Source organism: Pedobacter sp. UYP1, from assembly GCF_040547305.1.
Classification (GTDB): domain Bacteria; phylum Bacteroidota; class Bacteroidia; order Sphingobacteriales; family Sphingobacteriaceae; genus Pedobacter.
Map to the genome: position 1 here is coordinate 717580 of NZ_JBEPPL010000002.1, position 21135 is coordinate 738714.

A 21135-nucleotide genomic window follows, 5' to 3' on the forward strand; every position below is an offset into this window, starting at 1 on the left:
CATGAAGAATTACATACAAGCAGAAGAGTGGAACATCATAGAGAGTGGTTTTGATCCTCATTTGAATAAGATATCGGAAAGTATATTTAGTCTTGGTAATGGCCGGATGGGTCAGCGTGCAAATTTTGAAGAAACTTACAGTGGCGAATCTTTACAGGGAAATTATGTTGCAGGCGTTTATTATCCGGATAAGACCCGTGTTGGGTGGTGGAAAAACGGATATCCTGAATATTTTGCCAAAGTATTGAATGCAGCAGATTGGATGGGACTGGAGCTGAAGCTGGATGGAGAAGTGCTGGATTTAAGTTTATGTAAGGTAACGGCATTTCAAAGAGTGCTGAATATGAAGGAAGGCTATCTGGGACGTAAGTTTACTGCAGAACTGGCTTCAGGTAAACAGGTACAGGTAAAGGCTAAGCGTTTTTTTAGCATCGCCAATGATGAAATTGCAGCTTTACACTATCAATTGATACCACTTAATTTTTCGGGGAAACTGGATTTGACAGCTTTCATTGATGGAGATGTGAAAAATCAGGATTCTAATTATGAAGAGAAGTTTTGGGATGAAGTAAGCAGCGCACAGGATGAAAGTGGTTCATACTTAACATTAAGAACTAAAAAAACGGCCTTTGATGTAATTACAGGTGTTAAAACTGTAGTGCTAAAAAACGGTAAAACGGTTGGGCTTGCTATAAATAAACTACCTCGTGAAAAATATCTTTCAGAAAGCGGATCAGTGGAACTGACCTTAAATGAAGGAATTGATATTTATAAAATAGCAACTAATCTGTCTTCACAAAATTATGCGACTGCTGATTTATTAGCACAGGCAAAAAAGACAGTTCAAGCTGCTGTGGCGAAAGGCTTTGACGAATTATTAAAGGAACAAGCTGCAGCATGGGCAAACAAATGGCAGGAAGGTGATATTATTATCGAAGGAGATGTGGCTGCACAGCAGGCAATTCGCTTCAATATCTTCCAATTGAACCAAACGTACACCGGGAAAGATGCACGCTTAAATATTGGCCCGAAAGGCTTTACTGGTGAAAAATACGGAGGCTCTACTTATTGGGATACGGAAGCCTATTGTATTCCTTTCTACTTGTCGACCGCACCACAAGAGGTTTCTAAAAACCTGCTGGTTTACCGTTACAAGCATTTGGAAAAAGCAATTGAAAATGCAGAGAAGTTAGGCTTCAATAAAGGAGCAGCTTTGTATCCAATGGTGACTATGAATGGAGAAGAATGCCACAATGAGTGGGAAATTACCTTCGAAGAGATCCATAGAAATGGAGCAATTGCTTTTGCAATTTTCAACTATATCAGGTATACGGGAGATGCTTCTTATTTAAAAGAATATGGCTTAGAAGTACTGATCGGTATTGCGCGTTTCTGGAAACAAAGGGTAAACTGGAGTGCAGATAAAAAGCAGTATGTGATGTTGGGTGTAACAGGCCCAAATGAGTATGAAAACAATATCAATAATAACTGGTATACAAATACATTAGCTGGCTGGTGTTTAAAATATGCTATGGAAGCTGCTGAAATCGTGAAGGAAGAAGATCCGGAGCAATATCAGCGCATTGTAGCTAAGACATCCTTAGCAGAAGAGAAAGAATTTGCGGACTGGAAAGAAATTTCAACGAACATTTATCTGCCTTATGATGAAGAACAAGGTGTATTCCTTCAGCAGGACGGATATCTGGACAAAGAACAGATTCTGGTGAAAGATCTTCCGGCATCAGAACGTCCGTTAAATCAGAAATGGAGCTGGGATAGGATTCTGCGTTCTTGTTATATTAAACAAGCGGATGTTTTGCAGGGGATGTATTTCTTTGAAGATGACTATGATCTGGAATCGTTAAGAAGGAATTTTGATTTTTATGAGTCTCGTACGGTTCATGAGAGCTCTTTGTCGCCTTGTGTACATAGTATATTAGCAGCGAAACTGAATGATGGTGACCGGGCATACGAGTTTTACCTGCGTACTTCGCGTTTAGATCTGGATGATTATAACAACGATACGGAAGATGGCCTGCACATTACTTCTATGGCAGGGACCTGGATGAGTATTGTAGAAGGTTTTGGCGGAATGCGCGTGAAAAATGATACACTGTGCTTCAATCCTTTCCTTCCTGAACAATGGACTTCATTCGCGTTTACGATTGGTTTCCGCGGAAATCAATTCAATGTGAAAGTCACTAAAGACGAAATCATTATCAATACCACCAGCAAAGAGTTGCTGCACATCAATATATTTAATAAGTTACAACCTGTTCAGGCAGGTGAAACCGTAATTAATTACAGAGGACTATTGGTATGAAAAGCCATTACCGGACTTTAACTGTAGTTGTTTTACTGTTTTCAGGATTTATAAATAAAAGTATGGCGCAACAGCAGGAAAAAATAATGATCTATCAGCTTTTGCCAAGGTTATTTGGCAATAAGCAGCAAAGCAACATTCCTTATGGAACTATTGCGCAAAATGGCAGTGGTAAATTTAATGACATCACCGCGCAGGCATTGGATGGGATTAAAGAACTCGGGACTACTTATGTTTGGTACACCGGGGTAATTTCCCATGCTACATTAACGGATTACAGTCAGGCTGGATTACCGGCGAACAATGCGCAGGTAGTGAAAGGCAGGGCTGGTTCTCCTTATGCGGTAAGGGATTATTATGATGTAGACCCTGATTTATCGGTGGATGTTAACCATCGGATGGCAGAGTTTGAAGCATTAATTAAAAGAACACATGAGAAAGGACTAAAAGTGATTATTGACTTTGTGCCTAACCATGTGGCCCGTCAGTATCAGTCGAAGATGAAGCCTGCGGGAGTTAAAGATTTTGGGGAGGGTGATGATGTGCATGTGGCCTTCAGCCCGGCCAATGATTACTATTATGTGCCCGGACAGGATTTTGTTGTGCCGGCTCCGAAATCCGGTCAGCAGACACCGCTTTCTGTTTTGCAGCAGGTACATTATGCAGAGTCGCCTGCAAAAGCTACAGGAAATAATGTTTTTTCAGCAAGCCCTTCGGTAGATGATTGGTATGAAACTATTAAATTGAACTATGGGGTAGATGAGCAAAACGGGGCAAAGCAACATTTTACACCAACTCCTGCAGTCTGGACTAAGATGAGAGATATCCTGGTTTTCTGGACTTCCAAAGGGGTAGATGGTTTCCGCTGTGATATGGCGGAGATGGTTCCGCTTGCGTTTTGGAACTGGGTGATCCCTGAAGTGAAAAAAGTAAAACCTGAGCTTATTTTTATTGGGGAGGCTTATGATCCCGCTACTTATAAATCATTCCTGACTACAGGCAAATTTGATTACTTATATGATAAGGTTGGTTTGTATGATGGATTGAAAAAACTGATCAGAAGTGAAGACCAGGCAGATGTGAATGATATCAGAAAGGTATGGCAGCAGGAAAGTGCTGGCTTTGGAGATCAGATGCTGCGTTTCCTGGAAAACCATGATGAGGAGCGGATTGCTTCTGCAGGTTTTGCAGGTCAGGCAGAATTGGCGCTTCCTGCGATGGTCGTTTCCGCGACTCTATCTGGTGGGCCTGTAATGACGTATTTTGGTCAGGAAACAGGGGAGCCGGGAAGAGGTGCTGAAGGCTTTGGCGGAGAAGACAACCGGACTACTATTTTTGATTACTGGGGAATCCCGGAACATCAGAAATGGATGAATAATGGTGCTTTTGATGGTGGACAATTAGGTGCTCAGCAAAAAGAGCTTCGCAATTATTATAAAAGACTGCTTCAATTTGCAGGCGGAGCTGAAGCTGTAGCCAAAGGTCAGTTGTGGGAAATCCCGGTTGGTGGTAATATGAATAAAAGGATGTATGGTTATGTCCGTTATACGGCCAATCAGCGTTTACTGATCCTGGTGAATTTTGACCGTCATTACAGAATGGAAAGCCAGGTACAGATTCCGGCAGAGATTTTACAAAACCGTCCTTTGACGACTGCTGCGGATCAATTATCGGATTTGAAATTAACTGGTCTTAAAGATAACACCATACCAATTTGGGTATTGCCAATGCAGGCACAGATTATAGCCTTCTAATTATTGAAATTTTAAACAATTCCTGAACCTCCAAAACCAAATAGATCCTTATGGAACAAAATAGAGCCGCTGCCTCCAAACCAAGATTATCCAATGCACAGATATTTAATATGAGTGTTGGATTTTTCGGGATACAGTTTGGTTTCGCCCTGCAAAATGGAAATGCTTCCAGAATCCTGCAAACTTTTGGTGCAGATGTGGAACATCTTTCACTTTTCTGGCTGGCAGCACCTTTAACTGGAATGATTGTACAGCCAATTATCGGCTATTACAGCGATAAGACCTGGAATCGTTTTGGCAGAAGACGACCTTATTTCCTGATCGGAGCTATTTTAACGGCTATCGCATTGATACTGATGCCTAATTCGGGGGCGATGGCTAGTTTTCTTCCGCCCATTATCATCGGGGCAGGAATGCTGATGATAATGGATGCTTCTATTAATGTGGCAATGGAACCTTTCAGGGCATTGGTCGCTGATAAATTACCAGAGAGCCAAAGGAGTTTTGGGTTCTCTATGCAGACCTTTTTAATTGGGGCAGGGGCGATCTCTGGTTCGTGGTTGCCATATATCTTTTCTGAATATCTGGGGGCATCTAAAGTTGCAGCTGCGGGACAGGTTCCTCACAATGTGATTTACTCTTTTTATGCAGGTGCAGCAATTTTAATACTAACCATCCTGTGGACGGTATTAACTACTAAAGAATATCCACCGGAAGAAATGGCTTTATACCATACTGGGGAGCCGGAAGTAGAGGAGCAAAAAGGGTTATTGTCTATTTTGACGGATTTCTCCAATATGCCATTAACGATGAAACAGCTAGGGCTGGTTCAGTTTTTCTCGTGGTTTGCTTTATTCTCCATGTGGGTGTTTACAACGCCTGCCATTGCACAGCATATTTATAAAGTGTTGCCGGGGGATACATCTTCTGTTAAATTCGCGGATGCAGGGAATTGGGTTGGTTTTCTTTTTGGCGTTTATAATGGGGTTTCGGCTATTTACGCATTGATATTACCCGCTATTGCCAGAGCAACAAGCCGTAAAATGGCACATGCTTTTTCTTTACTGGCAGGGGGCGCGGGGCTGCTTTCTATTTATTTTATCACGAATCCAGATCACCTGATCTATTCAATGATTGGTATCGGTCTGGCCTGGGGAAGTATTCTTTCTATGCCTTATGCGATTTTGTCGAGCGCAATCCCACCACGCAAAATGGGAGTTTACATGGGGATCTTTAACTTCTTTATCACGATGCCGCAAATTGTGAATGGCATTTTCGGCGGACTGATTGTGAAGCGGTTTTACAACGGTGAAGCAATTTATGCGATTGTAATTGCTGGCATATTTATGATTTTAGGGGCTATCTCGGTGTTATATATCCGCGGAAGTAAAGAGAAATAAATAATTTGCAGCTAAACTATTGAATGCGGAGGCATAATAGATTGAAGTCGGAAGAGTAACATTTTTAAGTTATTACCGATTATTCTGATCTTATTTTGATATTTAAGGGACCTAAACCATCCCTTTAAAATGAAACTATTCTACACGTTAATCCTGGCTGGATGGTGTGTTTGTCAGACGGCAAACGCACAAAAAATGCAGCCTGTCAAATCAATTCCCGATACTAAGAAAAGCGATACCTCAGTAAATACTGAAGTCAATTCACGAAAAATCGTCACTGAAAGTACGGTTGTTACCCAACATCAAGTGACCATCAAAGGTCAGCGCATCCCCTACAAAGCAGTGACTGGTACTTTACCGGTCTGGGATGAAACAGGCAAAGCTATCGCAGGTTTGTTTTATACCTATTATGAGCGATCTGATGTCAAGGACAGAAGCAACAGACCACTGGTTATCTCTTTTAATGGTGGTCCGGGCTCTGCATCAGTATGGATGCATATTGCTTATACAGGCCCCGTGTTGCTGAATATTGATGACGAAGGGTATCCAGTTCAACCTTACGGCTATAAGGAGAACAAATCTTCTATCCTGGATGTTGCCGACATTGTTTATATCGATCCGGTGAATACGGGATATTCCAGAGCAATTAATAAAGATATACCGGGCAGCAAATTCTTTGGGGTCAATGCAGATATTAAATACCTCGCCGAATGGATCAATACTTTTGTAACCCGCAATAACCGCTGGGGCTCTCCTAAGTTCCTGATCGGAGAGAGTTATGGTACCACCCGGGTTTCGGGTCTTGCATTGGAGCTTCAAAATTCACAATGGATGTACCTGAATGGAGTAGTGCTGGTTTCTCCAACTACTTTAGGAATAGAAAGGGGGGATGCTTTATCGGCTGCTCTACGTTTACCATATTTCGCTGCTACGGCCTGGTATCACAAAGCCTTAAAATCGGACTTACAAGGAAAGACTTTAAGTACTTTGTTACCCGAGGTGGAGCAATTTACAATAAACGAACTCATTCCGGCACTGGCAAAAGGAAGTCAGCTTGGAGAGGAACAGAAAAAGATAATCGCTGCAAAGATGGCCGCTTTTTCGGGTTTGAGTGAAAAAACGATTCTGCAGCACAATCTGGATGTCCCAACTGGTTATTTCTGGAAAGAATTACTCAGGGATCAGGGTTTTACGATTGGCCGTCTGGATTCCAGATATCGTGGTATAGATAAGCAGGATGCAGGTGATGATCCTGATTATAATGCAGAGCTGAGTTCCTGGTTACATTCTTTCACACCCGCCATCAATATGTATATCCGCAATGAACTCAATTATAAAACTGATTTGAAGTATAATATGTTTGGCTCGGTTTATCCCTGGGATAATACCGGAAACCGTACTGCTGAGAATTTACGGGATGCAATGGCGCAAAATCCTTCGCTTCATTTAATGGTACAGTCTGGTTATTTTGATGGGGCATGTGATTATTTTAATGCAAAATATAACATGTGGCAGATGGATCCGGGAGGTAAATTAAAAGATAGAATGAGCTGGAAAGGATATGAAAGTGGTCATATGATGTATTTAAGAAGTGCTGATCTGGAGAAAGGAAATCAGGATCTGAGAGATTTTATCAGTAAATCTTTACCTAAAGCCGGAGTAGCTTCAAAATTTTAGTCTTTTATTTTGAGCCTGTTTAATTTTATCATCTAAATTTAAACAGACTCAAAATAAAATACCTATTTTTACCGCCCACTTATGGAACAGATAAAAACGTCATTTGATTTTGAAAAACCTATTGCTGAACTGATGCAGCAAATTGAAAAGGTTAAACAGGTTGCTGATAAAACAAAAGTAGATATGTCTGCTACACTGATTGAGCTTGAAGATAAGCTGTCTAAAACGCAGAATGCACTTTATGCAAGTCTAACAGGCTGGCAGGAAGTACAATTGTCACGTCATCCGGAAAGGCCGCAAACGCTGGACTATATTGGAATGATCTGTGATGATTTTATCGAATTGCACGGTGACCGTACAGTAAAAGATGATAAAGCGATTATTGGTGGTTTTGCTACTATTGGTGGTGAAACAGTCATGGTAATCGGTCATCAGAAAGGTAAAAATACTAAGGAACGTCAGTACCGCAATTTTGGGATGGCAAATCCGGAAGGATACCGCAAAGCTTTAAGATTAATGCGTCTTGCAGAAAAATTCAATAAACCAGTTATTTCTTTCATTGATACCATGGGTGCTTATCCGGGTATTGAGGCTGAAGAGCGCGGACAGGGAGAGGCTATTGCCAGAAACCTGATGGAAATGTCTGTATTGAAAGTACCTATCATTTGTTTGATTATTGGTGAAGGTGCATCAGGTGGTGCATTGGGTATCGGTATCGGTGATAAAGTATATATGCTGGAGCATACATGGTATTCGGTAATTTCTCCGGAATCCTGTTCTTCAATTTTGTGGCGCAGCTGGGATTTCAAAGAGAAGGCAGCAGAATGCCTGAAGTTGACTTCAAAAGATATGTTAAAGAACAAACTGATCGACGGTGTAATTAAAGAACCGCTGGGAGGTGCACATCAGAATCCTGCAGAAATGGGCGAAACGCTGAAAACACAGATTCTAAAAGATATCAAAGCACTAGGAAAAGAGAAAACTGAAAAGATGATCGCTAACAGAATTGATAAATTCTGTGCAATGGGCGTAGTCGTAGAATAAATTCAATCCTGTTGTTTTAACATAAAGAAGGCTCAGCTACATGAAATAAAGTAGCTGAGCCTTCTTTATGTTAAAGCCTTTCTATTTCTTCAATTGAAAGTGCAGTAAACCTCACAATTTTAATAAGGTCAAAATTATCTTCTTTCATTTTCCTTGCGATGACCAGTGCAGTTTCATGTTTCCCTTCTTCCTTTCCTTTTTCCATTCCTCGTTCTATCCCTTCTTCCTTTCCCTTTTCTATTCCTTCTCTCATTCCTCTCCGTTCTGCTGATTTAATCCGGCTGTAATCATCTTCTTCCCGCTGTAAAATCGAGTCATATACAAATTGTTGTTCTGGTGATAATTTCTTCATTTCGGCGATATTAAATATTTTTTCAAAAATACGTTTATCCAGATATTTGGGAATCTGATCCAGGCTGTGCATGTGCTTAAGCAGATAAACCCATTTGTCCAGCTCATTTTCCAATTCGTCTTCTTTCTTTCCAAATTTAGGCAGTTCCAAAAACTTAAATCCCAGTCCATTGTGGAATATTTTACCTGTACCGGTATTGACCAGTGAAATGCTTTGCAAATAATTACTGCTCAAGCAGTTTTTCATGTTAAAATCCAGGATCGCAATCAGGAAAACTTCTTTCATTTTAACTTCCCAGTGCCGGTTACTTTTTAACTTTTGCTGATGGATCAGCCGGCTCAGGTAAAAAATGCAGCGGTCCTCAAAATTATCATGATCTGCCCGCTGCATTTCTACAATGAACTGCTCGCCGTTCTCCCCGGTGCATAACAAATCGAAACTGACCTTTTTATGCTCCCTGTCATCTCCGGCAAGTTCAGTTGGGTTATAAACAATATCGGTAATGTGTTTTTCTCCCTCAAACAAAGCGTTTAAAAAGGCAATCATGATCTCTTTGTTAGGTTCACCGCCAAAAAGATGTTTAAATCCAAAATCTGATAATGGATCAATGTATTTATTTGTACTAGCTGACATAATTCTAAATAATTTAGGTCAAGCTAACCAGGTTTTACATTTAAAAGGTAATAAATATCTTTATTGTGAATAAATATTTTAATTAAGTAATTTTGACGCAAATAAAAAAGGGTTGTACCACTTGATACAACCCTTTTTTATTGATAAGCTATTGCTATTATTCTTCCGGAGCCTGTGGTGCAGGTGCCTGTTGCTCTTCCTGAGCTTGCTGAGCAAAGTAAACCGAGAACCTTGATTCAAGACCCTGGAACTGCTGCGCAAGTTTCTGAGAAAGCTTCATTTGCTTTTTCTCTGCTGTGGTTTTAACCATCTGATTCAGGAACTGAAGACCTAACTGAACATTCTGTCCACCAACGAACCTGTTTTTGCTTTTTGATATATCAGCCAAGTAAGTCAGTTCTTTTTGAATGTAATCTGCAGATTTTTCAATCAGCATATTTGCCTTGTTCGTATCTCCTAAAGTATAGAGGTTTTCTGCAAGGAAATAAACACCCATCATAGAACGCATACCGTAGAAACGCTCAGGCATTACCTCGAAATAACGGGCAACCACTTTTTTAGCATCAGCAATTTTTCCTTCTTTAATCAATCCGGAAATTGTAGTATTAAACACATTGTTAAAGATGGAGATATCATCCGATGACTGCGGATCAAGGTAGCTCGCATTTTTAACATTACCCCATTTGAATTTGGTGTACATGTTATGGTAAAGAATATCTGTATTCACTAAATCTCCTCTGCTTGATGCTGAATCTGTTTTAAGTGGTAATAAGCGCATCGCCAGCCCTTCAGTATATAAATAGTTGTCTAAACCATTAAACTGGTCTGAAGGAACTGTACTTGCAAAATAGATAGGTCTTTTCCAGTTGTTATGTACCAGGATGTCCAGCATAGCCAGCGTACCTTTGGTTACATAACTCTTATTGAATTTCCATTCCATTACAGGAGTGATTTTTGAAGCATCTGCTGCTTTAACTGTACCTGTTTTAATTACATCTTCAGGATTAATGGTCAGCTTGAAGTTTTTAGTAGGAATGAAATTCTCTTTAGTTCCGTTTTGCAATGGAATTTTATCATCATCATCGTCAGATAACAAGACATCAAGAATGTTTTTCAATTCTACTGAACCTGCAAGTTTATAATCCTGGTAGTACATCACATCTCTGACTCCTTGTACATATTGAGAAGGTTTCATACTGATTGGAAGTGGCGCAGATTCATTTTGCTTGCGTTTCATTCCGTCAATGTACCAGTCTGTATCAAATAAACTCAGGTTAACCAGTCTTACATCCGGTCTTACATTTTCAACCTCCTGGATATACCATAGCGGGTAAGTATCATTATCCCCGTAGGTAAACAGGATCGCATTTGGGGCACATGATTCCAGATAATCGACAGCAATATCGTGAGCGACCATTTTCTCTGAACGGTTGTGTGCTTTCCATCCTTGCGCACCCATAATTACCGGGCCTGCAAATAGAGAGATCGTTGTTGCTGCGATAGCACCGTTTTTAGGCGTGATTTTACTGAATACCCATTCCCTTAAGGCGAGTACCCCAAAACCGATCCAGATGGCAAAGGCGTAGAAAGATCCTGCATAAGCATAATCACGCTCCCTTGGCTCTAGTGGTTTCTGGTTCAGATATAATACAATGGCAAGACCTGTAAAGAAAAATAACAAACCTACAATACCAGCATCCTTTTCATTGCGTTTGAAATGCCATACTGCTCCTAATAAGCCTAAGATTAACGGAAGGAAGAAAAAGCGGGTATAAGCACTGCTTTCTACGATAGAAGGAGGGAGGTGGCTCTGGTCGCCCAGCATCATCGCATCAATAGGTTTAATACCACTTAAAAACTGGCCTTGGTAAATACCAGCACCCTGATCGTCGTTCTGACGGCCAACAAAGTTCCACATGAAATAACGCATGTACATGTTGCCGATCTGGTATTTAAACAAGTAAGAAACGTTGTCAAAAATACCAGCGAAGTGTGAATCATCAAAGCCCATTAAGCTTTTATATTCCTGTACGTGTCTTGGATCATCACTGTACATCCTTGGGAAAGGAGTTGTTCTGTCATATTCATAGTCCGTTTTTTTACCGGCAACTTCGTATTTAGTGTCTCCTTTTCTGTAAATGTTTTTACCTTCTTTCAAGCTAACTTTTTCAGAGTTATAGTTAGGACCAAATAATAAAGGCCTGTCTCCATATTGCTCTCTGTTTAAGTAACTTAAAAATGAGAAGGCATTGTCAGGATTACTATTGTTCAGGTTGGGACTGGCTTTAGCTCTGATAATGATCATTGCAAAAGAACAGTAACCGAAAATAATCAGTGCTGTGGAAAGTAAAGCCAGGTTTAAGAACTTGTTACGGTGTTTGATGGAATACATAATTCCCCAGGTCAGTGCGCCGATTAAAATGGCAGCGAAAAATACCACACCTGTTCCAAAGCCCATCCCTAAAGTGTTGACGAAGAATAAATCGAAGTAAGCACCGAAAGAAACTACGTATTGTATGATACCATATTGAACAAATGCAAGGATCAATACACCTACGAAAAAGGTTTTGATGATACCGAAATTTGTTGGTTTTGGTGTTTTCTTAAAGTAATATACAAAAGCTATCGCCGGGATAGTTAATAAGTTCAATAAGTGGATACCGATGGATAAGCCCATGATATAAGCAATAAACAATAACCATCTGTCTGCACGTGGCTCATCAGCATGTGCTTCCCATTTCAGGATTCCCCAGAATACAATTGCTGTAAACAGAGAAGAAAGCGCATAAACTTCTGATTCTACTGCAGAGAACCAGAAACTATCTGAGAAGGTATAGGCCATTGCGCCTACAACACCAGCGCCCATTACAGTGATCAGGTTTCCGATAGTCAGGTCTGCTTCAGTTTTAATAACCATCTTTTTAGCCAGGGCAGTAATTGTCCAGAATAAAAATAAGATCGTAGCCGCACTTGCAAGGGCAGAACCTACATTCATGAAATAAGCTATTTTATGAATATCGCCAAATGCAAAGATCGAGAAGAAGCGTTGAATCATTAAGAACAAAGGCGCACCTGGTTGGTGAACAACCTGCATTTTAAGTGCAGAGGCTATAAACTCGCCACAGTCCCAGAAACTTACGGAAGGTTCTAAGGTGAGTATATAGGTGAGGGCCGCCAGGATAAAGCACATCCATCCTGTAAGGTTATTAATTTTTGTATAATTCATTTCTTTCTTAAATATAAAATGTGGCTTTTAAAAATGCAGCCGAAAATAATCAAATAGATTGATAATAGTACATATATACAACTACATTAACAAATTTTAATGTGTTAAGGGTGTTTAAAGGCTGTTTTCGAAAAAATTTTATTTTTTTTTACGGAAGATTTGCATTTATCAAAAAGGTGCGTATATTTGCATTCCCAAACGAAACAACTCATGGTTATTTCTACGGAAGATTGCCCGATAGTATAAAGGTAGTACAACGGTTTTTGGTACCGTTTGTCTAGGTTCGAATCCTGGTCGGGCAACTAAACAATATATCGGATTGTGAGTAATCACAATCCGATTTTTTCGTAACCCAGCATTGATACCCGTCTAATCATGCCCTTGCAATTTAATCCAGTTAAACTTTTCGCCGGAACCGGTACAAAAGCATTAGCACACAAAATTGCCGAAAGTTACGGCAAACCACTCGGTAATGTAACCTTAAGCAGGTTTAGCGATGGTGAGTTTCAGCCTTCTTATGATGAAACAGTAAGAGGATGCGATGTATTCCTTATCCAGTCTACCTACCAGCCTTCTGATAATTTAATGGAACTTCTATTGATGATTGATGCTGCAAAGAGAGCTTCTGCGCATTATATCACTGCTGTTGTTCCTTATTATGGTTTGGCCAGACAAGACAGAAAAGATAAACCGAGAGTTGCTATAGGAGCAAAGTTAGTTGCTAATTTGTTGAAATCTGCTGGTATCCACCGTATTATGACGATGGACTTGCACGCAGCTCAGATACAAGGTTTCTTCGATATTCCTGTAGATCACTTAGATGGTTCAGTAATTTTCGTTCCTTATATCAAAAGCCTGGGGCTGGAAAATCTGACTATTGCTTCTCCGGATATGGGAGGATCATACAGGGCACGTACTTTTGCAAAGTTCTTTAATGCAGAGGTTGTAATTTGTGATAAACGACGTAAACGGGCCAATGAGATTGAATCAATGTCAATCATTGGGGATGTAACGGGAATGGATATTGTTTTAATTGACGATATTTGCGATACTGCAGGTACATTGGCTAAAGCTGCGGCTTTAATCATGGAGAAAGGTGCGAAAAGTGTAAGAGCGGTTTGTACACACCCTGTATTATCTGGTAAAGCTTACGAAACTGTTGAAAATTCTATGCTTACCGAATTGATTGTGACAGATACTATCCCTTTAAAACAGGAAAGTCCAAAAATCAGAGTACTGAGTACAGCAAGTTTATTTGCAAAGGCAATTGCCAATGTAAATGAGCATGGGTCAATCAGTGATCTGTTTAGAGTTTAATATTAATAATAAATAAATATATATAAAGATGAAAATAATCGCAATTAGCGGTTCTCCAAGAGAGAACGTAGGGAAACGCGATGCTAAAGAGCTTCGCTATGAAGGTAAAGTTCCTGCAGTATTGTATGGTGGTAAAGAACAAGCACATTTTGCTGTAGTAATTACAGAATTAAAAGATGCTATTTACACTCCTGAAGCAAACTTTTTAGAAATTGATATCAATGGTACAAAAACCAAAGCAATCATAAAAGAATTACAATTTCACCCATTAACAGACGTATTATTACACGTAGATTTTCTTCAGTTATTTGATGACAAAGAAATCGTTATGGAAATTCCTGTAAGATTAGAAGGAACTTCTCCAGGTGTTAAAATGGGTGGTAAATTAGTTCAGAAATTACGTAAACTTCGTGTTAAATCTTTCCCGAAAGATATGCCACAGGTTGTTGACGTTAGCATTGCTAAATTAGAAGTAGGTAATTTATTCCGTGTACGTGACCTTGCAAAAGCAGCATACACTATTACCAACACTCCAGAAGATACAATCGTTTCTGTTGGTATGTCAAGAGCTCTTAAACAAGCTGAACAACAAGCAGGTAAAAAATAAGCTGATCTATAGCTTGATAGAAAGCAGTACTGAATTTTCAGTACTGCTTTTTTTATGTCTTAATTTTCCGCCATTAGCAAGTTTGTGACTATCTGCGTTTACGTTTCATAGAAACTGTTATCTTTGCGGCAAAGAAACAGTGATACATGAAATATTTGATAGTTGGTCTGGGAAATATAGGATCAGAGTACATGGGTACCAGGCATAATATAGGATTTGAAATAGCAGATGAACTGGTTAAACAGCTGGGAGGTTCCTTTTCCAATATAAGGTTAGCTTATTATTCTGAAGTATCCTGGAAAGGGAGAAAGCTTCATGTCATCAAACCAACTACTTATATGAATTTGAGTGGGAGGGCAGTAAATTACTGGATGCAGGAATTAAATATCCCATTGGAGAATGTATTGGTTATCGTAGATGATATTGCACTTCCACTGGGAAAACTAAGACTTAAATTGAAAGGAAGCAGTGCTGGACATAATGGACTCAAAAGTATAGAAGCCAGTTGCGGGAGCCAGGATTATCCAAGATTACGTTTCGGGGTGAGTGACAACTTTGCCAGGGGCAGACAGGCTGATTATGTGCTGGAAGGATTTGATAAAGATGAACTGCCTGAATTGCCTGCACTGATCGAAAAAAGTGTAGCACTGATCCAAAGTTTTGTAACCGTCGGACCAGCGCATACCATGACTGCTTTTAATAAATAGCAGGATAATTTATCAGCTTGCTTAAAGCATTGCTTGCTTATCAGTAAAGTGCGTTATTTTTTCATGCAATAAGCGGAGTTCAAATGGTTTGCTTAATACATCATTTGCACCGGCATCTATAGCTGCTTTTTTATCATTTTCCATCACTGCTGCAGAGAAAGTAATAATAGGGATATCTTTTTTGCCCGGTATATAATCAGTTCTGATCAATCTTGTAGCCTCCAGTCCATTCATTACCGGCATAAAAGTATCCATCAGGATCAGATCATAATTGTTATCTCTGAGTTTATCCAGTGCTTCTTGTCCGTTCTCCGCGAAATCGGCAATCACTTCCCAATCTTTCATAATCTTAACGATCAGGAATTTATTGATAGGATTATCTTCAGCAACCAGGATTTTTACATTATTAAAGGGGAGTAGTTTATCGGAGTGCTTCTCCTTTTGCTCAGGAAGATCCTGTAAAACTTCATACCAGTTAACAAAGCAGAAGGTGCTTCCTTGTCCTTCACAACTGTCCACAGTTAATACACCCCCTTTCAGACGGGCCAGGTTTTTAACAATAGAAAGGCCCAGGCCGGTACCTCCAAAGTTCATTGTAGTACTCTCATCTGCCTGTTCAAAGGTTTCAAAGATTTTCTCAATTTTATCGGTAGGGATGCCGATGCCTGTATCGGTAATGGAAAATCTGATTTGCAGGTTATTTCCTTTGCGGTCCATGATCTCGACTTTCAGCGTTACACTGCCTTTATTGGTGAATTTAATCGCATTGCCAATCAGGTTCATCAGAATTTGATTCAGCCTTAAGGAGTCAGCGGATACATTTTTAGGCAGATCCGGATCGAAAGATGTGATTAATTCCAGATCTTTTTCTTTAGCCCTTATACTTAAAAGATTGATTACCGCGTGGCATACTTCCACCAGGTCGGTTGCAGTCCGGTTAATTTTGAACATACCCGCATCAATCTTCGATAAATCCAAAATATCATTGATCACACCCAATAAAGAGTTGGAGGAGATTTGCAGCAGAGAAATCATCTCGTTCTGTTCAGCAGTAAGCGTCGTTTTCTCCAGTAAATTAGCCAGTCCAATAATACCATTGATCGGCGTGCGGATTTCATGACTCATGTTGGCCAGGAAATTCTCTTTTATTTTTTTTCCCTGCTCAGCGAGTTCTTTCGCTTTAATCAGTTCCTTTTGGTAAGCTTCAAGTTCTTTATTCTTTTTAACAATATCCCTTTGCGTTCTTACAAATTGTAAGAAAGAATCTACTTTCGCAGAAGTTACATATGGGTTTAAAGGCTTGTACAGGTAATCAACTGCTCCGGTATTCAATCCTTTTACTGCATATTTGGCGTCTGTTGAAATAGCAGTTACAAAAATGACAAGGATATCTTTTGTTCTGGGATTGCTTTTTAGTATTTCTACCAGTTCAAAACCATCCATTTCCGGCATCTGAACATCCACTAGTGCAATGGCAATGTCCATTTCCCAGGCTAATCTTAATGCTTCGTTAGGCAGCGTGGTAGACACCAGATTTACATCGTCTCTTTCCAGCAAAGCTTCCAATGCAATTATGTTCTCGGGTCTGTCATCAACAATAAGAATATTAATCTTTTCCATAATTTTAAGGGGGGGATCTTTCTGAAAAGACTTATGCTATTTTTTGGTAAATATTATTTTTTTTATCCACGATCTTAAAGCGGCCGATTTCTGAACTTCTTAAGGTCTCTTTGGAGCCTAAACAAAGAAAGCCAAAGTTAGCTAAACTATTGTAAAAAAGGTCAATCACCTTTTTTTGAAGGGTAGTATTAAAATAAATCAGCACATTCCGGCACGAAATCAATTGAAACTCATTAAAGACTCCGTCAGAAGCCAGATTGTGTGCGGAGAATAACATGTTCTTTTTCAAAGAATGATTAATTGATGCAGCTCCATAACGTGCCGTATAATAGTCTGCGAGGGTGTGCAGTGCCCCCGTTTTCTGATAGTTTTCTGAATAATGTTTCATCTTCTGCAAATCGTATATCCCATTTTTAGCAAACTCTAAAACATCAGCATTGATATCAGTTCCATAAAAGAAACTCCGTTCATATAGATGCTGTTCCGCAAACAGAATCGCAAACGAATAAAGTTCCTCTCCAGTTGAACACCCTGCATTCCAGACCTTTATCCTTTGGTAAGATCTTAAATAAGGAATAACGTGTTCGGCAACTGATTTATAAAAAACCGGGTCTCTGAACATTTCGGTTACGTTCACTGTAACTTCAATCAGAAAATATTCAAAGTAATCATGGTCATTAGTCAATAAGGTACGTAATTCAAACAAGCTTAGTTGTTGTAATTGCATAATTCTTGTCACTCTTCTTTTGAGTGAAGCAGCAGAATAGTCACTAAAGTCGAAACCATGTATGTTATAGATGAAACGCGTAAGGCTTTCCAGCTCTTCGTAACTAATTACATCCTCTGGGTTTTCTGCAGACATACTCATCTTAACTCAACCACACTCTTAACATTGACAATAGTTGATCAATATCAACAGGTTTAGCTATATAATCATTTGCCCCGGCTTCAATACATTTTTCCCGGTCGTTCTTCATCGCCTTAGCGGTTAACGCAATAATTGGCAGTTTCTTATATTCCCGCTTTTCTCTGATGGTCCGCATAGCTTCATAACCATCCATTTCGGGCATCATAATATCCATCAGCACCAGGTCAATATTTGCTGTTTCTTCTAGCTTTTCTATGGCTTCCCTGCCATTGTTAGCAATCACAATATTGATGTCATAAACCTGCAAAGCGCTTGATAAAGCGAAAATATTCCGCATATCATCATCCGTAATCAAAATCGTTTTGTCTTTCAATACTTTCTCTATTGTGGAAACAGTTTTATTTTTTGAAGAACCTTTGGCAGTAGTTTGGAAGTTGTCTTGTTTCTTTAATTTATTCATAAACAGGCTTACTTCGTCAATCAGCCTGTCATTAGACTTGTTCGACTTCAATACCATTGCCTCAGAATATTTCATGATATGTGCAATCTTATCCTGATCAAGCTCCATCGCTGTATTGATAATAACCGGGATATGAGTAAACCGGTCTTGTGTTTTGATCTTATCAAGTAAATCGAAACCGGAGGTGTCAGGAAGATTTAAGTCCAGGATAATACAGTCGAATGTTTGATGCTCAAGCATATCCAATGCTTCCTGACCTGTAAAGGCTTGTGCAACCTCAATTCCTTTTTCTACCAGCTGCTCTTTAACAGCAAGGCTCTGCAGTTCATGATCTTCAATAATCAGCACTGTCTGGAAGTTGTATAAAATATGGCCCGAGTTCAATACGGAGAAAGCATGATCTAACTGATCCTTTTCAATCGGTTTTTTCAGGAAGCCAATTGCACCTTCTTTTAAAGCTCTTTCTCCTTTAACTTCACCAGCCGACATCATATGGATGGGGATGTGTTTGGTTTGCGGATTGTCTTTTAATCTTTTCAGAATGCTCCATCCGTCCATTACTGGTAACATGACGTCCAGGATAATCGCGTCCGGAAGCTCTTTTATAGCCATTTCCAGACCTACATTGCCACTGTGTGCCAGTAAAGGCTCAAAACCTTTTTCAATAGCATAGTCTTTCAGAACATCTGCAAAGACAAGGTCATCTTCAACAATTAACAAGGTCTGTTTCCTGTTTTTATTCACAGGAGCCAGCACTGGCTCTTCCGAAATAAACGGCATGACAACTGGTTCTGGATTTGGTGCAGGTTCAGGCTCAGTAAATTGATTTTGATGGGTTACTGGCAGATAAAGTGTGAAACAACTTCCAATACCCGGCCCACTGTTAACCTGAATCTCCCCACCTAGAATATTAGCAAGTTCCTTACTGATAGAAAGTCCAAGGCCAGTTCCTCCGTATTTTCTGCTGGTGGTACCATCTGCCTGTTTAAAGGCTTCAAATATTAGTTTCTGTTTGTCTTCGGGGATACCTATTCCAGAGTCTTTAACACTAAAGGAGATAATCTGCTGATTGCTGTTCTTAAGATGTTCTGAGTAATATTTGAGCTGGTCATCTGCCAGATCGATTTCCAGTTTAATTTCTCCGTTTTCAGGAGTAAACTTAAATGCATTTGATAAGAGGTTCTTGATGATTTGCTCTGCTCTTGATAAATCAGTCATGAAACGCTCAGGCAGTCCCTGACCAAGTGTAATCTGGTAAGCTATCTTTTTGCTTCTGGCAATCTCTGTAAAGAGAGATTCCATATTTTGTTTGACCTCCTGCGGCCTTACCGGTTCAATGTCCAGATCAACTTTTCCGGATTCGATTTTAGACAGGTCAAGAATATCATTGATCAAGGTTAGCAGATCACTTCCTGCATTGTGAATGACCCCTGCATATTTAAGCTGTTCTTCATTTAAGTTCTCAGGCCTGTTTTCCTTTAAGATCCTGGCCAGGATCAGGATACTGTTTAGCGGGGTTCTTAATTCATGACTCATATTGGCCAGGAACTCTGATTTATATTTGCTGGATACTTCGAGCTCTTCAGCTTTTAAACTCATGGCTTCCCGGGCCTCATTTACAGAGATATTGCGTTCTTCCAGCAAACTGGCTTTTTCTTCCAGTTCAGCATTGGTTTGACGCAGCTCTTCCTGTTGTACCCTAAGTTCTTCTTCAGAAGCTTGCAGTTCTTCAGATTTATGAATCAACTCTTCATTGGTTGTGCGCAACTCTTCTTGCTGGCTTTCCAATTCCTCTGCCTGTTGCTGTGTCTGTAGAAACAGATCGCGTAATTGTGCCCTTGCTACGGCGCTATTGATCCCAACACCTATACTTTCTGTAATTGTACTTAAGAAACGATTTACAATTTCATCTGGTTCAGCAGAAAGTCCCAATTCTATGACAGCGATAGTTTCTTCTTCAAAAAGAACAGGTATGATGATAATGGTTTTTGGTGCAGTGTCACCCAGACCTGAAGATATTTTCAGGTAATCTGCGGGAATATCGTTGAGCTGTTTAATCCGTTTTTCCAACGCAACCTGGCCAACTAAACCTTCGCCAAGCGCAATTTCCTTAATCTTTCCTTTTTTCTCCTGGTAAGCATACGCTCCACTTAGCTGTAAAGTTTGTTTGTTAGGATTGAACAGGTACAGTGCACCTACCGAAGCGGCTAAATAAGTGCATAGTTCAGTAATGATATGTGTGGACAATTCATCTGTTTCCTGTTCTCCCCGCATAGATTCATTAATTGCGGACGCACCGGATAATAACCAGTTTTTCTGTTGATTCTCTTCGGATAGTGTTTCCAGCTGAGCATTGTTTTCCAGAATGGTAATCTCTGTTAACTTCTGTTCATCAAATGTTCTTTTGATAAAGCTGAACAGATATAGGATTAATCCGAAAATAATGACCGAACTGGCAACTACAATAATCGTAGACTGCAATGCACTCTTTATCCTCTTTTGTGTCCTTACTCCAAGAAGTGCTTGTTCTGCATGGATAGCTGCATTATTAACTCTGAGCATATCAGTTTTAAATGCCCGGCCTTTATCGGTAAGGACCATCTTTACCGCATCATCTTTACCTTTGGTATCATTCGTCATCAGGATATCTTCCATGTCCTTCACTTTTTGTGCGGAGTAGAATTCAAGAGAGTCCAGTCTTCGCTGCTGACTCGGGTTGTCTACTGTCAGCTTCTGCATTTCCTTAACTTTAGGAATGATCTGATGGATATTTTTAGTGTAAGTCTCCAGATACTCCCTGCGTTGGGTAATGATATAACCTCTTAAAGAAGTTTCAGAATTGAGTAATTTAAGCTCAACATCCTGGGCAACATCTATTACATCGTAAGTATGGTTTTCCCATTTCGCATCTTCATTCATCAGCTCGATGCTGTAATAAGAAGTAACCGCAGAAAGCAGAACAAATAGCAGGGAAATAACAAATCCTGTTAATACCTGTTGTTTAAACGTTAATTTGAACATATGTAGTTAAAAATCAGATAATTAAAATCTTTAGTGCCGGAGCTTTGTATTTAACCTGAAAAGATAAACCAGAGCTGACACTATTAAAATGCAAGACAATTATACTGATAAATACGCATCCCTTGG

The 21135-nt window shown here is 39.7% G+C and carries 13 protein-coding genes and 1 tRNA gene; 9 read left to right on the forward strand and 5 right to left on the reverse strand.

Going from position 1 to position 21135, the window contains the following annotated elements; all coding sequences use genetic code 11:
• Position 1 precedes the first annotated feature (1 nt).
• The 5 genes from ABIB30_RS07100 to ABIB30_RS07120 all read left to right on the forward strand — a co-directional run bounded on the left by ABIB30_RS07100 (position 2) and on the right by ABIB30_RS07120 (position 8198).
• Entirely contained in the window at positions 2 to 2323 is a 2322-nt protein-coding gene (locus ABIB30_RS07100; RefSeq protein ID WP_354300573.1) for a glycoside hydrolase family 65 protein, read from the forward strand.
• Complete coding sequence (locus ABIB30_RS07105; protein WP_354300575.1) at positions 2320 to 4077, forward strand: alpha-amylase family protein; 1758 nt, start codon at positions 2320 to 2322, stop codon at positions 4075 to 4077. The genes ABIB30_RS07100 and ABIB30_RS07105 overlap by 4 nt, the downstream gene beginning before the upstream one ends.
• A gap of 50 nt (positions 4078 to 4127) precedes the next feature.
• The gene (locus ABIB30_RS07110) at positions 4128 to 5477 is read left to right on the forward strand and encodes an MFS transporter (RefSeq protein WP_354300577.1); all 1350 of its coding nucleotides are present in this window, start codon (positions 4128 to 4130) and stop codon (positions 5475 to 5477) included.
• A 129-nt stretch (positions 5478 to 5606) separates the two neighbouring features.
• Positions 5607 to 7154, forward strand: coding sequence for a S10 family peptidase (locus ABIB30_RS07115; RefSeq protein WP_354300578.1), 1548 nt, complete (start codon positions 5607 to 5609; stop codon positions 7152 to 7154).
• An 81-nt stretch (positions 7155 to 7235) separates the two neighbouring features.
• A complete protein-coding gene (locus tag ABIB30_RS07120; protein ID WP_084359333.1) occupies positions 7236 to 8198 on the forward strand; it encodes an acetyl-CoA carboxylase carboxyltransferase subunit alpha in 963 nt (320 codons plus the stop codon).
• 70 nt (positions 8199 to 8268) lie between these two features.
• On the opposite strand, the gene ABIB30_RS07125 is transcribed toward ABIB30_RS07120, so the two are convergent.
• Positions 8269 to 9183, reverse strand: coding sequence for an Rpn family recombination-promoting nuclease/putative transposase (locus ABIB30_RS07125; protein ID WP_354300581.1), 915 nt, complete (start codon positions 9181 to 9183; stop codon positions 8269 to 8271).
• A 157-nt stretch (positions 9184 to 9340) separates the two neighbouring features.
• Entirely contained in the window at positions 9341 to 12409 is a 3069-nt protein-coding gene (locus ABIB30_RS07130; RefSeq protein ID WP_354300583.1) for a protein O-mannosyl-transferase family, read from the reverse strand.
• Positions 12410 to 12640: 231 nt separating this feature from the next.
• Here ABIB30_RS07130 and ABIB30_RS07135 point away from each other — a divergent pair.
• The 4 genes from ABIB30_RS07135 to pth all read left to right on the forward strand — a co-directional run bounded on the left by ABIB30_RS07135 (position 12641) and on the right by pth (position 15040).
• Positions 12641 to 12711 (forward strand) — tRNA-Gln (locus ABIB30_RS07135).
• A 73-nt stretch (positions 12712 to 12784) separates the two neighbouring features.
• Positions 12785 to 13726 carry a ribose-phosphate pyrophosphokinase gene (locus ABIB30_RS07140; RefSeq protein WP_068403583.1) on the forward strand — a complete coding sequence of 314 codons (942 nt, stop codon included), beginning with the start codon at positions 12785 to 12787 and terminating at the stop codon, positions 13724 to 13726.
• A 28-nt stretch (positions 13727 to 13754) separates the two neighbouring features.
• Positions 13755 to 14333 carry a 50S ribosomal protein L25/general stress protein Ctc gene (locus ABIB30_RS07145; RefSeq protein ID WP_068403580.1) on the forward strand — a complete coding sequence of 193 codons (579 nt, stop codon included), beginning with the start codon at positions 13755 to 13757 and terminating at the stop codon, positions 14331 to 14333.
• A 146-nt stretch (positions 14334 to 14479) separates the two neighbouring features.
• Positions 14480 to 15040 (forward strand): aminoacyl-tRNA hydrolase, encoded by a 561-nt coding sequence (gene pth / locus ABIB30_RS07150; protein ID WP_354300586.1) that lies wholly within the window; start codon positions 14480 to 14482, stop codon positions 15038 to 15040.
• Between the two features lie 21 nt (positions 15041 to 15061).
• On the opposite strand, the gene ABIB30_RS07155 is transcribed toward pth, so the two are convergent.
• Genes ABIB30_RS07155 through ABIB30_RS07165 form a run of 3 tightly spaced genes read right to left on the reverse strand, consistent with a single transcriptional unit; the run spans position 15062 to position 21009 of the window.
• Entirely contained in the window at positions 15062 to 16660 is a 1599-nt protein-coding gene (locus ABIB30_RS07155; RefSeq protein WP_354300588.1) for a hybrid sensor histidine kinase/response regulator, read from the reverse strand.
• Between the two features lie 31 nt (positions 16661 to 16691).
• On the reverse strand, positions 16692 to 17522 hold the full coding sequence (locus ABIB30_RS07160; protein ID WP_354300590.1) for a CheR family methyltransferase: 831 nt from the start codon (positions 17520 to 17522) through the stop codon (positions 16692 to 16694).
• Positions 17523 to 17529: 7 nt separating this feature from the next.
• On the reverse strand, positions 17530 to 21009 hold the full coding sequence (locus ABIB30_RS07165; RefSeq protein ID WP_354300592.1) for a response regulator: 3480 nt from the start codon (positions 21007 to 21009) through the stop codon (positions 17530 to 17532).
• Between the last annotated feature and the right edge of the window lie 126 nt (positions 21010 to 21135).

Coding starts and splice junctions, on each gene's coding strand:
- ABIB30_RS07100 (WP_354300573.1), top strand. CDS start 2: ATGAAGAATTACATACAAGCAGAAGAGTGGAACATCATAGAGAGTGGT.
- ABIB30_RS07140 (WP_068403583.1), top strand. CDS start 12,785: ATGCCCTTGCAATTTAATCCAGTTAAACTTTTCGCCGGAACCGGTACA.
- ABIB30_RS07130 (WP_354300583.1), bottom strand. CDS start 12,409: ATGAATTATACAAAAATTAATAACCTTACAGGATGGATGTGCTTTATC.
- ABIB30_RS07145 (WP_068403580.1), top strand. CDS start 13,755: ATGAAAATAATCGCAATTAGCGGTTCTCCAAGAGAGAACGTAGGGAAA.
- pth (WP_354300586.1), top strand. CDS start 14,480: ATGAAATATTTGATAGTTGGTCTGGGAAATATAGGATCAGAGTACATG.
- ABIB30_RS07110 (WP_354300577.1), top strand. CDS start 4,128: ATGGAACAAAATAGAGCCGCTGCCTCCAAACCAAGATTATCCAATGCA.
- ABIB30_RS07165 (WP_354300592.1), bottom strand. CDS start 21,009: ATGTTCAAATTAACGTTTAAACAACAGGTATTAACAGGATTTGTTATT.
- ABIB30_RS07125 (WP_354300581.1), bottom strand. CDS start 9,183: ATGTCAGCTAGTACAAATAAATACATTGATCCATTATCAGATTTTGGA.
- ABIB30_RS07120 (WP_084359333.1), top strand. CDS start 7,236: ATGGAACAGATAAAAACGTCATTTGATTTTGAAAAACCTATTGCTGAA.
- ABIB30_RS07105 (WP_354300575.1), top strand. CDS start 2,320: ATGAAAAGCCATTACCGGACTTTAACTGTAGTTGTTTTACTGTTTTCA.
- ABIB30_RS07160 (WP_354300590.1), bottom strand. CDS start 17,522: ATGTCTGCAGAAAACCCAGAGGATGTAATTAGTTACGAAGAGCTGGAA.
- ABIB30_RS07155 (WP_354300588.1), bottom strand. CDS start 16,660: ATGGAAAAGATTAATATTCTTATTGTTGATGACAGACCCGAGAACATA.
- ABIB30_RS07115 (WP_354300578.1), top strand. CDS start 5,607: ATGAAACTATTCTACACGTTAATCCTGGCTGGATGGTGTGTTTGTCAG.